This is a genomic window from Microcoleus sp. CZ3-B2 (genome assembly GCF_036705055.1).
GTDB lineage: Bacteria > Cyanobacteriota > Cyanobacteriia > Cyanobacteriales > Microcoleaceae > Microcoleus.
On sequence record NZ_JAUBTN010000046.1, the window covers coordinates 1 to 12691 of the forward strand.

Here is a 12691-nt window from a genome sequence, read left to right on the forward strand (position 1 = left end):
ATGACTAATGACTGATGACTAATGACTGATGACTAATGACTAATGACTAATGACTAATGACTAATGACTAATGACTAATGACTTCCAATTTTCAACTCCGAAACAATCGAGTGTACTGAATTTCATGGGCCATGCTAGCCAGTCCCAATCCCCAACTACAACTAGCAAGATCATCGTCTTCTAATTGTAAAACTTCTCGCGCCGTAGAGTTAATTTGAAACTGTAAATCTAACAGCAACTGCTGGCCTGCAGTTTGACCCAAAGGAATCAGTTTCACGCCCGCACTCGCCAAATTTGCAGCCCAACTGTACAAATATCCTAACACGGCGGCTTCCTCTTCTATCTGCCAGTTGGCGGCGGCAATGCCAAAGCCGATCGCAAAATTGCACGGATTGCCGCCAGATTCCACCAAATCTTTGACAATAGTTGTTAAATCAGAAACAACGGGCGATTCCCTGCGGGATAGCTTCGCTTCACGCAAATCCAGCAACAACCGCGTCAAAGTCCGTCCCATCTGCCAACTTTGCAAGCGCAACTCTTCACTTTCCTTAGCAGCAGTCGCCCAAGCATTCCAGTAATTCAAAGCCCTCAAATCCCCAATTTTTGCCGCCCTCAAAGCCCGTATCGCCACAGCAGCTTCTACTCGCACCGCCCCGAATTGCAGCGAATTTTCCAACCAATTCCTCAAACTAATCTCGCTGTCGATCGCACCGGTTTCTACCAGACTTTCGATTCCCTCAGAATAACTATAAGCTCCCACAGGCGCAAAAGCTAACTGCAACAAACATAAAAGTTGATTGTTCACTGTTGACTGTTGACTGTTGACTGTTGACTGTTGACTGTTGACTGTTGTTATTTGTTATTTGTTATTTGTTATTTGTTATTTGTTATTTGTTGGTTGTTGTTTGCAATGCCCGATGCCCGATGCCCTGTTTGGCCGATGCCCTGTTTGGCCCATTCCCCATTCCCCATTCCCCATTCCCCATTCCCCATTCCCCATTCCCAATACCTAATGGCTGTGGCCGTAAGCGCCCGTTTCCGGCTGAAATGGTACAATTTCCTCTATAACTTCCAAACCCATTTTTTCGAGCATTCCCTGCAAAACAGAGTCGGGAGAAAGCCTTAAATAATTATCGGTAACTTCTAAAGCTACGTGACGGTTTCCTAAATGATAAGCCGCCCGCAGCAGTAGCAACTTAGTCGAGGCCCGCGCTGTGATTACCGGTTCGGGTTTTGCACTTACCTGTACCAAACAGCTACCGTCTTCCGATTGCAATAAATCTCGATCGCGCAATACCGTACCTCTGGGTAAACTCAGGTGCAGTTTTTCCCCACCTTCTGTCTCGAATTGGTGGCGGCTGCGAGTGCGATCGTCGGCTGTCATTGCTAAAGTAAAGCTGACAGCAGCATCGGGATTTGCAGGCAAATGTTTGGTGAAAGTTAGCATTTTTTTATTTTATTCCTCAATTTAACTCGCTTCACATCTAGTTTTTGAGGAAGATCTTTTTTATCTTTAATAACGACTGACAGCGAGTTACAAAATTGTCATCTCTCTGAACCGCTCCCGTCCTTGCATACCATGTTTTGCTCGTTTTGTCAAGCACTTTATTACAGGCGAGATCCCTTTCTTAACTATTTTCGCATAACGCCCAGTAACTCTAACAACAGAACGGGAGAGGAAGAAAGACTCAAACACTCGATTTTATTGATTTCCCGCTTGTTGCAGCCGCAGCAGCTCGGCTTGAATTTGCTGTTTGACTTCCGGATTCCTTTGCTGCAGCAAAGTGAGCTCGTTGAAGCGTCTAACTGTCAAGTTATTGCTTTCAATAATTTTTTTAGCTTGGTCGCAGTAATTCACAGCCACGCCGCGAACACCTCCCGACAGCCTGTTAATTTCCTGAGTTTCGTTGCACACTACTCTGGGTACCGAGCCTCCAGCCATTCCTTTAATTTCCTGATAAGCTTGCACCCGTCTGGGTTCTATTGACAAGACAGCGCGAGCGTAGTTAGTAATTTCGGTGTTGCTAATGGCTTGAGCTTGGGCTGCTGCTCCGAAAACGAGGTTTGGGGATTGTCCGTACAAGCCAGGGGCCCATCCGGTAGCCAAAGCTGCTGCAGATATGATGACGGAGAACAGCGATTGCCGTAGCATCGGGTTTAGGCGAAATTTAGAGTTGTTGGTTAAGGTGTTCATGGTCGTCGGTGATTGCTTGCGTGTAAATAAAAATGACACAGCGCTGGGAGGCTCAATATTTGTGAATCATGTGGTGGCGAAAAAGTTCCTGCCGACAAGCGTGACAATCTTTAATTCAAGTAGAAGGATTTGCGCGGTTGCTAGGGCGATCGACTTTTTAGCAAACTCGATAATTAGATCCATCCTAACATCTCACCAGAAGTTGATAGAACACAGTATTTAGACGCTCATTTTCATTGCGGTGCGTTTCATAATTCCCTCTACAAATAATTCTCACAGCTCAAATATTAAATAATTATAAAACTCCTTGACAAATGACTCGTATTTAGGTGCGATCGCCCATCAGACGATTTTAGATTTTAGATTTTAGATTGGGGAATTGGGAATGATATCAATTCCGGTTGCACTCCTCATGACTGTTGACTGTTGACTGTTGACTGTTGACTGTTGACTGCTGACTCGATTTTATTATTCCGATGCAACCGGAAACGATATGACGCACGCGCGAACCTGGTTTGTTATCGTAATCGATCGCACAGGGTATTACTACCCCAAGACAGAGGCAGCATTCGGGAACTACAGACTAAAATCTTGTTATCAAAACCCGCGCTATCTGTTTTCGGCCATCACCTGCGAACCTTCAATTCGGCCCCGCTTCCTCAAGTTTCGGGCTGGGAAAACTTCTCTGACTTATCGAGAAACCAAGTTTTTCTACCAAAGATTGTTACAGCCGCCGGCAAGACTAGAAAAACCCGGAGGGCTGGAATTTTTGTACCTGAGCCTTCTTGTCATCGATCGCAAACAGCGAATTTTTGCAAGCATTTTCGCCGTAACTTAACAATTATTAATTACCGATTTCCCATGAAAGCTCAAAAAGAAATTTGGCGAGTCATCCTCGCAGTAGCTATCAGTACCGTAGGCGTGCTGCACTTTGCAGTACCCGCACCCTTTATCAGAATCATGCCGCCCCAGCTTCCTTACCCGGAAGCATTGGTTTATATCAGCGGTTTTTTCGAGATTTTGGGCGGGATTGGGCTGTTAGTTCCACCAGTCAGCAGAGCGGCGGCGTGGGGGTTAATTGCCTTGTTTATTGCCGTGTTTCCAGCTAATATCAATCAGGCAGTCAACAGCATACCCATAGAAGGGATTCCCGACAACCCATTATTGTATTGGTTCAGGCTGCCTTTTCAAGCCGTTTTGATTGCTTGGGCCTGGGTTTATACCAAACCAGACGAAGGTAAACCACGGGCTTCTATAATTCCAGATACGACAAAAAATGCCCCATGAAGCAGTTCGACTACCATGCGGATTTTAAGAACATCGACTTTCGACAGCACCCAGAACTTTATTGCGTGGGGAAAGGAGAACAAGGAGTGCTATTGGTGGAGCCCTACAAAGGAGAAATTCTGCCTTTCTGGAGATTTAAGACTCCTGAAATTGCCAGGGAGTCCAGCAGCAAAATTTACTCGTTATTTTTAGAGTATCTCGATGGCGAAGATTTTGTGGGAGCGGACATGGCGCGCAAGTTCTTACAAATGGGGTATACTCGATCGCGCCGCTACGCCAACCACAAAAGCGGTCGAAAATACAAGCAGAACCCTCAAAAAATGGAGTCTGTTGCAGAGCAAACCGCTGCTCGCCAAGATATTTTACCCCTAGATGCAGATCCGGTGAAAGCAGAATCCGCCACCATTTTTAAAGACAAATGGATGCTGGCCAAAACCAATGAGAAATATCTCCTGCTTTTAGCCAGACACCGGCAGATGTACGAATCTTCTTCCAGCAAGTCTGAGGATTGACATCCTGTCCCGTCGATTATCATAAAAAACCAGGTTCGTAGTGCCGAATGCGAGTCTGATTGAAGGCTGCAGACTTTCGGGCGCGAACCGTTAACGCCTGCGGTTAATTGAGCAGGCGCGATAGGGCATAAACTTACAAAAACTGACTTATAAATTACCATTTCTCCCCCGGGGCAGCAATGCAGTTGTGCTTGCCTATCTCGGGGGCGAATTGACTTACCAGATCCTACAATTTACTCATCATCTTCTTCTGTTTGCCACTGTCGCAAAAGTTCAAAGGCATTAAAGCCCCTGTATTGCAGGTAGTTCAAGACTTTGCCCTTAGTTTTTGGATCTACTCGATCGATCGCGTCGATCTTGTATTTCCGCATGACTTTGGCTTTTAATTCTGCCAGTTTTTGGGCTTCTGAATCCTGATTTTCGGCAAATTCTTCTTCCCAGACTTGCTCGAATAAATCGCTAGTAATTCCTTTTTGCAGGCACTTGCGCTTGATGGCGGATTTCCCGTATTTGCCCGCAGCACTTGCGATCGAGTTTGCCACCAAGCGAGTGTCAGACTGATAGCCCCGGTCTTGAATTTGCGCGATCGCCTCCAATATTTCCTCATTGCCAAAACCTTTCTCTTGCCCCTTTTTGCGAAGTTCAGAGGCACTGTAGTCTTTGCGAGACAAGAGAAAATAGAAATAGTCAAGACAGCTCATCAGTTAAATCGCATGGTGGCGCGCAAATACTCGTGTAACGAATGCAAATCCAGTAGCCTTAACCTAGGCTGACTGCATCGCGCTCGCCTTTATTCTTCTGTATCCTCCTCATCATCTGCCAATTCCACCTCTGGTCTGTCGGCATCGATCTGAATCAAGCGAATGTGCTTGTATCCGAGTTTAATTTCAAACTCGTCTCCTGGCTTTAATCCCATTTCTTGGGTGTAATTTGCCCCGATCACGATCGAGCCATTCTTGTGAACGCTAGCGCGATAACTCGCTTCTCGTCCGCGTCCGTCTGCTTTAGATTTCTCTAGCTCAATGCCCTTAGCAGCTAATACTGCATCGTAAAACTCAGCCAGGTTAATCCGTGTTTCTCCACTCTTGCTGACGGTGAAGTAGCCGCAAAGCTTTGCAAGTTCTCTGCGAGGCAAATCGCTGCCTTTGATTTTTTGAAGCAGACCTTTTCCTGTTAAGGGTGCTGTCGCTGTTTCTGCCATTGACCTTACCTCGGTTATTGGAGTTTACTTATATCAATTACAACACATTAGATTAACTTTGTTTCACTGTCAATACTAAGAATTAAAAAGATCGGATTCTGGATAAATTTCTGCAGCCTCAAAACTGGGGGTACAACTCGTGGATGCTCGAAGGGCGATTTATTTGCTGCTGGCGACTAAAATGGTTGTCTGAACCCTTGGAGCGATCGCAGCAGGAATTATTGTCGCAAATTAAATGCTTTACTTTTTTACAGTAAAGTCTGTTCCCTGCATTCACCAATCCAGCTCCTGTCTGCAGTCAAAGTAAAAAACAAGACAGACATGAATGGAAATACCTAGAGCGCGATCGCTGCAAATCTGCCCAAAGCATTTACCTGCGCGGGGTTAACTTTTACCTCAACAAGGCGAGGCCGCACATATTTTCGATCCCCCTACCAGCTAGCTACTTATAAACCCTGTTTTTCGGGCTGCCAATCCCCTCAAAACCCCAAATACCGAGTCCCAATCTTCTATTAAGGTGTTCGGCATATAACTCGCACAGAAAACAGTCCGACGATGGCAATCCGGTAAAAATTCAAGCAAATTTGACCTGTTCGTTGAACGGGTTTTAGCTAGACAGGCGGGAATCCCCAGCCCATAATCTTTGGGCGAGTGGGATGAGAGCCGCGCTTTTGTGAGGAGCTATCCTCCCTCCGCGATGTTGGGCCCAGCCAACCAGCATTCTTAAAGATGGCGACGAGACGAGCACTCATTGTAATAATTGTGGTAAAATACTCATATCTTCGATCGCAGAATAACAATCTATATCTAGATAAAACAGCTTTGATGTGACAAGTGGGGCGGGACCTGTTCCTCACTATAAAACGCCGTAGAGCGCAACGATGAAGGAAGATATTGATATCCTTGACCGAACTCAGATGCCTACAACATACCGCTTGCGGTTGGTGTAGGAGCGTCACCTAAAACCAGACTCCACCGGCGCGGCAGAAACATCGCGCAGCCACCAAGAAGGAAATAAGCTGTTGGGTATTTAAATTGTGTGTGGTGATTGAGGGTCTGATGGGAGAGAATTTTTTGCGATGTCAGGCAAATATACAATTTAAAAGCCACCGCAGGTTCATACCATTTTCGCTCCAGACGGTGACTCTGTTGTTAATTGTTAAGGCTCTGGGTTTGATTGGCGGCACGCCGCACCACGAATGCTCGATCGAGCATTTCGCGACTCATACCAGATTTTGATACCATTTTCACCCAAAGAATGTAGCGGCAGGGCAACTCCCAACCCTGACGTAATAAGTCAATCTTTATTAATAAGCTGTTGTGCAAATAAACATTGTATATTTTGATGACAATCAAAAATTGTCAAATCCTCTCCCCCTCTCCCCTTCTCCCCCTCTGGCCCTCAATCGCCATACACAATATATATGAGCAACAGCTTAGGACTTACGCACTAGGGGCCAGAAACCAGGTTTTTTGACAAAAATTCTTCGCTGCAATCCGCAGTAAGGGTAAAAAACCCAGTTTCTTTGTCGGGAGTGCGTAATATCAAATCCGGTCGATCGCAAAAACGGTTCGTAGTGCGGACGACCGTCGGCACTACGAACCTTACTGATTGCGGTCAATTGACCGAACATGATATAAATCCCGATCGCAAATCTCAAATCGCCAATCGCAAATAGTATGGTTTCGATTTACAACCCGATCGAGCGATACAAGTTCTCACCTGCGATCGGGCAATCGATTTTAATTTATCTGTTGAATATAATTTTGCGACAGGGGAGTCCGCATCTCCGGGAGTAACTGTTCCGGTTTCGCGCTGCGGTGCTGCAAGTACCGCAACCCAGCAAAGCCAGCACTCAAAGCAACCGGCAACAAGCAAAGCGTCAGCGCCAGACATTTTTTTAATCCCGGTTTTTTTAACGCTTTCTGAGCCTTTTGAGCGACAGGGTTTGGTGAAATAACCGAAGACTTTGGATCGGAAATAGAGTTGGGTAAATTAGTCGCCGATGGTCGATCGCTCGGGTTCATCCAATCCCTGCGATCTTTTAGTTGGTCAGGACAATATTCCCAGACTTCGCCGTCCTCACTGTCTGACTCATCCGTTTGATAGGCTGGCTGTGGCGGGTTTTGGGCGATCGCCGCCACCGAAGACGGCCTCTTCCATTCTGTGCCAGACGAGGCCGCCGACGGCATTCCAGACGCGATTATTTGCAGCCCGAGACTGGATGCGGTACTTTGGGTTGGAGCGCCGGTCAGATAGCCGTCAAAGTCCGGGTGCTGGTAGAGAATGGGCAAAGCCCAATATAACTGGTGAGAACCGTAGGTAGAAATTAGTCCCGCCCTGGCCCGACTCAGGCTGAGATCGACTGGATAGCCTTGATTGAGATTCCGGTAAAACAGCCGCGTCAGAGTTAGGGCTACTTCGTCGGGGATGCTTTCTGCCATTGCTAGCACTGCAGGAATGCCCCGCTTGACTAAAGCTTCGGTTAAGTTGCGTTCCGGGCTGTCGTCTGTGATGCCTGATGGGCCGCCGTAGGCACCGCGACAGGAGTTGAACACAGCCATCTGAATGCCGTTGTTGACCAGCAATCCCGCTAAGTCGTCGCCGCTCAAGGTTTCGGTTAAGCCGGTGCGGCTGCTGACTAGGTAGAGTTCGCCACCTCTGGAACCGGGGTTGCTGTGGCCTGCGTAGTGCAGGACTTGGTAATGTCCTTGTTCTAGGGCTTGGGTAAGCTGTTCTCGATCGGGCTGTTCGAGAATAGTCAGTTGAATTTCCGGGGAATGGAAGCCGTTTTTGAGGGGGTTAGCGCTGCGGTTTTGCAGTTCTTGTTGCAGCTGCAGCACTTCTCGCGAAAGCTGCAAGTTGTCTCGATCGCTGGGAGAGGCGATCGCCATTAAAATTTTTAGCGGCCCGCCACTCGGCAGTATCCGGGTTTGTTTGAATAAACTTGTACCTGGTTGGTAGCGAGAAAACACCAAATCGGTGCCGGTTGCTAAAGGGCGATCGCCCGCGTGCAGAACTTCCCACGGTAGTCGCGGCAAGTCCCTGCCTTTGAGCCCTAGCCGCAGTTCCAGCACATCTCGGCGGTGCTGGGCGATGCCTTGAGCGCAAGTCCAACTGTCGCGCAAGTTTCCTTGAAACAGCCCGCTATATAATTGTTGCCCAAGGGTTACTAAAGAAGGCGCTGAGTGTTTTTCCGATCGTGACAGTCCCCGACCAGTAGCAGTTCCCTGGAGCAAGCCCACCAAAGGGTCGTTCATCAGTTGAGCAGACAGCGCCAGCCATTCGTCGATCGGCCAGCGGACTTGTTGTTCTGCTAAGGGTACACCGGGTGCAACCTTTTCTGTCCGTACTAGATATTCATCGTCCCCAACTGGGGTAACTGAGAGTTTAAATTCCTGGTTCACCGATTTAGCGCCCTCCCGCCTCAATTCTGATTTTGCCTGCGTTTTTGCAGCTAGCAATCGCCACCGACAAACTGATTTTTACTCTTTGAATGAAACTTTCTGATTGCGCTTCCCCCGATCGGGCGAACGCAGAACTCAAATATATTTGTTCAAACACTTTGAGGGTGTAAAACTTGTACTTTAATAACAGTTTATTAGTTTTGATTGCCCTGCGGCTAATTGAAAGCGGAATTTTCTCCAATTTTGCTATCTTTAACATTTTGCACCTCTACCGCAGACCCCTTTACATTCCTTGGGAACTTGAGTTTCTCATTGCTGAGTAAAGTTAAATTGGAGGTACTTTACCAAGCGGATCTCTAGTTCTTATTAAAATAACTTCAGCTCTCACCCACCGGTTTCAGGGAAATATCAAAGGTAAATTTGAGTAAATTTTTCGGGGAGGCGATCGCCCGATCGCTACTCACCGCTTATCCTCTACCATCATCCCCCCATCTGAAATCTAGATTTTGTGTCAATTAATGAATTGGTCGGCTCGGAACCTCATCTGTAAGCCCCGAACCCTCATCTGCAGCGTCGATTTGAGATTGGGCCCTTGAAGATTTGAGATTGAGTTGTGGCTTTGAATCTGCTAGTAAGAGCTTTCTTCTACAATTTGGAGACTTCCCGACAGAAGTACGCGGCACGGTACTTGTTTCTGGGATGTCTCAGGGGCGATCGGCAATCGATAGAGCGATTATCGATAATTTCTAATTAAGGGTTGCTATTTTACCACTTTTATGATATTCTTCTTTATCAAAATGTATTAATGTATTTATATTTAAATAGAAAAGAGCAAGCTAAAAATCTTAATTTTCAACAATACAACCCTCATAAAATTATTCCCATAATTTCCAACAACAATCATTTTGATTGTTGATAAAACGAAGCCTAGTCAATAGGGTTTGTAGTGCGGACTTTAAGTCCGCAAGCACATCGAATATTACTGTGCTTAAGCGAGCAAACACGATATTATTTGCGATCGCAATGTCTGTTTGTGCTTGTCAATTTCACTAAAAACAACTCCTGCGTTGATTGCTGTTGGTTGCTGATTTTTCAAATCAGTCTTAAGATAGATAGATTTTTGCTAAGTTGTTTATATTGCAGAAAAAATATTTTTTTCAGTTCGATCGCAGCGGGGCGATCGAGATCGAATTGCCGGACTGAAAATTAAAACAAATATTTGCGACGGCGAATTATTTAAAATTGTAATTAATCATCGGGAACTAAAATTAGAAGCGTGCAGTCACTTACATCAAGAATTCAAATCCTTAAGTCAGGGAAGGATTTGTCATAGCTGGAAGTGTTACAAAACTTCAGCGCACCAGGCTCGACCGCCAGAAAAGCCAGGGGAAAATTTGGGGTAAAAAATTTTAGGTAGTTGTCTAGGAGTTGCGATCTGCGAGTTTAAATTAGGCTAAATCACGGTAAAAATACGTAGAATATCTACCCTTAAGCGCAAGTATACGCAGCTTACTGTAGAAATTACGGAGAACATCAAAAGCAAGCTGAACTTCGGTACAAAACTGGCTGTGTATGTGGTGGCTCAGTTATTTTTGTGCGCGATTGCCGGAGAGAGAACTCGCAAAAACAGCAAAATAACCCCTGGCAGTTTAAATAGCATCTATAACAAAAAGGTGGAAAAGCAGCCACTAGAGCAGACAAAAATATAAAATTATAATTTGTTGTTCGGCTGTCTCCTCCTTGCTGATAAACTGATTCTAAGAATCTCAATCTTTTGGAGAGAATATTAACGATGGAAGAAGAAATGTTGTTAGGAAATGTATCGGGAACACTTTTTCCCGATCGCGATCGAACACAAATTTCTGACTTGACAGAAACCAATTTGTTTGCACCGATCGCCCTAGATGACGAAGAACCAGAGTTCGGGCTTTCCGCCGGCGAACTCGATCGACTCGCGGCTTTCCGCAGCGCCAGCGCGATCGATTCTGATAGCGACTTAGCCAAGTTAATTGACGACGCGATCGCCGAAAATACCCCTAGCAACAGTAACAGCCAAGTTCCGAATCAGTCTAACGGCACATCCGAAACAACTGCTGAGGATGACAGCACAAGGGCTGAATTTAACGCTATACCCGAAGAAAGTGCCGGTCGCACAGATGACGCAGAAGATGGCAGCGGCAGCGTTCGCCAGACCCTCGAAGGTACCGATGACGATGACTTAATTGTCGGCACCAGCGCTGACGAGGTGATATTCGGCAAAAAAGGCCGAGACAGAATGAGAGGAAACGGTGGCAAAGATCGGCTTTACGGAGGTAAAGATGACGATGATTGCGACGGCGGCGATGGTGACGATGAAATAAGAGGCGATCGCGGTAACGACATTTGCGACGGCGGCCAAGGTGACGACAAGGTATATGGCGGCAAAGACAACGATACTATTTTGGGCGGCAGCGACCAAGATACTTGTTTTGGCGATGACGGCGATGACTGGGTAAACGGCAACGACGGAAACGATCGGGTTGACGGCGGCGCAGGTAGCGATAGCGTGTACGGCGGCAAAGGCGACGACAACTGCGAGGGCGGCGAAGGCAACGATACCGTCAGGGGCGATCGGGGCAACGACATCGTTAACGGTGGCGAAGGCAACGACATCGTTAACGGTGGCAAAGATAACGACACCGTGATGGGCGGTGCCGGCAGCGACGTTTGCGACGGCGACGACGGCGACGACAGCGTGATGGGCGGCACCGGCAACGACACCGTGATGGGCGGTGCCGGCAATGACGCTTGCGACGGTGGCGACGGCGACGACAGCGTGATGGGCGACACCGGCAACGACACCTTGATGGGCGGTGCCGGCAATGACGCTTGCGACGGTGGCGACGGCGACGACAGCGTGATGGGCGACACCGGCAACGACACCTTGATGGGTGGCGCGGGCAATGACGCTTGCGACGGCGGCGACGGCGACGACAGCGTGATGGGTGGCGACGGCGACGACAGCTTGATGGGCGGTGCCGGCAACGATACCCTCATGACTGGCGACGGCAATGACATGGCAGACGGTGGCGACGGCGACGACAGCGTTGTCGGCGGCGGCAATGGCAACGACACCTTGATGGGCAATAACGGCAACGATACGATCGTTGGCGGTACTGGCAACCATACCTGTATCGGCGGTGCTGGAAATGACGTTTTTGTCATGAGTAACACCACCAGTCCCGGCAGTTCAGTCATCACTGACTACACAGACGGCAGCGACAGGTTTTTACTATTTGGCGACTTGATTTTTAGCAGCTTGTCGTTTGTGCAAGTCGGCGTCAATACCGAAATTCGCGGCAGCAATAGCTTTGTGCTGGCGCTGTTATTAAATGTCAGCGCTACGATTCTCGATGCTAGCGACTTTTTGGGAGCTAACGGTACTCCTGTAACTCCAAGTCCAACTCCAACTCCAACTCGAATTCCAACTCTACCGGTAGTTAATGCCCCTCCGCGATCGGAAGCTAATAAGAGTTTGACTGTCGGTTCTGATGGCAACCAAATAACTATTACTTCTGACTTCTTGAAGTTTGTCGATAGCGAAACAAATGCTAGCGGCACAGTCTTTAAGGTAACGCAGTTGCCTGATGCTACAACCGGGCAACTATTCTTTAAGGGAGTAGCCGTAACCCAAGTTGGTTTAAGCTTCACTCAAGCAGACATTAGTCTCGGTTTGTTAACTTTCCAAGCCACCATAGGTTTTGTCGGTGCCGCTAGTTTTGGTTTTGAAGTTAGCGACGGCAAAAATGTACTCGCCAACCAGACTTTTAGCTTGAAAGTCGAGCAAAATGTCTTTAATTTTGTTGGCAATACAGCGCCTCAAGTTATTGTCGGTTCTGTCACGCTAGATAACGACATCCAAGGCGGCGACGGCGATGATGACATTACAGGCGGTAACGGCAAGGACAAAATCATCGGCGGCAAAGGCAAGGACAAAATTAAAGGCGGTGATGGCGATAGCGATATCGACGGCGGCGATGACGATGACGATATCGAAGTCGGTAAAGGCAAAAACAAAATCATCGGCGGCAAAGGCAAGGACAAAATTAA

Annotated in this window: 13 protein-coding genes; 5 read left to right on the forward strand and 8 right to left on the reverse strand. The window is 47.4% G+C overall.

What is annotated here, in order from left to right; genetic code table 11:
* Positions 1-91: 91 nt before the first annotated feature.
* The 3 genes from QUA97_RS19315 to QUA97_RS19325 form a co-directional block, all read right to left on the reverse strand.
* Entirely contained in the window at positions 92-805 is a 714-nt protein-coding gene (locus tag QUA97_RS19315; RefSeq protein ID WP_194065895.1) for an urease accessory protein UreF, read from the reverse strand.
* Between the two features lie 204 nt (positions 806-1009).
* Positions 1010-1447 carry an urease accessory protein UreE gene (gene ureE / locus QUA97_RS19320; protein WP_194070002.1) on the reverse strand — a complete coding sequence of 146 codons (438 nt, stop codon included), beginning with the start codon at positions 1445-1447 and terminating at the stop codon, positions 1010-1012.
* 255 nt (positions 1448-1702) lie between these two features.
* On the reverse strand, positions 1703-2194 hold the full coding sequence (locus QUA97_RS19325; protein ID WP_194070003.1) for a DUF4168 domain-containing protein: 492 nt from the start codon (positions 2192-2194) through the stop codon (positions 1703-1705).
* 493 nt (positions 2195-2687) lie between these two features.
* On the opposite strand from QUA97_RS19325, the gene QUA97_RS19330 reads away from it, so the two are divergent.
* From QUA97_RS19330 to QUA97_RS19340, 3 genes are read left to right on the forward strand one after another with little or no spacing between them, the layout of a single operon-like run.
* Complete coding sequence (locus tag QUA97_RS19330) at positions 2688-3032, forward strand: hypothetical protein (RefSeq protein ID WP_194070004.1); 345 nt, start codon at positions 2688-2690, stop codon at positions 3030-3032.
* A gap of 23 nt (positions 3033-3055) precedes the next feature.
* On the forward strand, positions 3056-3481 hold the full coding sequence (locus QUA97_RS19335; protein WP_194070005.1) for a DoxX family protein: 426 nt from the start codon (positions 3056-3058) through the stop codon (positions 3479-3481).
* Positions 3478-3993: a DUF4385 domain-containing protein gene (locus QUA97_RS19340; RefSeq protein WP_194070006.1), complete on the forward strand. Its 516-nt coding sequence runs from the start codon at positions 3478-3480 to the stop codon at positions 3991-3993. Before QUA97_RS19335 ends, QUA97_RS19340 begins: the two co-directional genes overlap by 4 nt.
* Before the next feature lie 233 nt (positions 3994-4226).
* Here the strand turns inward: QUA97_RS19340 and QUA97_RS19345 are convergent, their stop codons facing one another.
* The 3 genes from QUA97_RS19345 to QUA97_RS19355 form a co-directional block, all read right to left on the reverse strand.
* The gene (locus tag QUA97_RS19345; RefSeq protein WP_194008562.1) at positions 4227-4694 is read right to left on the reverse strand and encodes a regulatory protein RecX; all 468 of its coding nucleotides are present in this window, start codon (positions 4692-4694) and stop codon (positions 4227-4229) included.
* An 89-nt stretch (positions 4695-4783) separates the two neighbouring features.
* Entirely contained in the window at positions 4784-5194 is a 411-nt protein-coding gene (locus tag QUA97_RS19350; RefSeq protein ID WP_194008561.1) for an AbrB family transcriptional regulator, read from the reverse strand.
* Positions 5195-5805: 611 nt separating this feature from the next.
* Positions 5806-5946 (reverse strand): hypothetical protein, encoded by a 141-nt coding sequence (locus QUA97_RS19355; protein WP_194070007.1) that lies wholly within the window; start codon positions 5944-5946, stop codon positions 5806-5808.
* A gap of 783 nt (positions 5947-6729) precedes the next feature.
* Between QUA97_RS19355 and QUA97_RS19360 the strand changes: the two genes are divergently transcribed.
* Positions 6730-6873 (forward strand): hypothetical protein, encoded by a 144-nt coding sequence (locus tag QUA97_RS19360; RefSeq protein WP_333195594.1) that lies wholly within the window; start codon positions 6730-6732, stop codon positions 6871-6873.
* Between the two features lie 64 nt (positions 6874-6937).
* Here QUA97_RS19360 and QUA97_RS19365 read toward each other — a convergent pair whose 3' ends face one another.
* Both QUA97_RS19365 and QUA97_RS19370 read right to left on the reverse strand, forming a co-directional pair.
* Complete coding sequence (locus tag QUA97_RS19365) at positions 6938-8602, reverse strand: CHAT domain-containing protein (protein WP_333195595.1); 1665 nt, start codon at positions 8600-8602, stop codon at positions 6938-6940.
* Positions 8603-8606: 4 nt separating this feature from the next.
* Positions 8607-8861 carry a hypothetical protein gene (locus QUA97_RS19370; RefSeq protein ID WP_194008558.1) on the reverse strand — a complete coding sequence of 85 codons (255 nt, stop codon included), beginning with the start codon at positions 8859-8861 and terminating at the stop codon, positions 8607-8609.
* Positions 8862-10394: 1533 nt separating this feature from the next.
* Here QUA97_RS19370 and QUA97_RS19375 point away from each other — a divergent pair.
* Positions 10395-12691: cadherin-like domain-containing protein (locus tag QUA97_RS19375; RefSeq protein WP_333195596.1), on the forward strand; the 2297-nt coding region annotated here is incomplete at its 3' end.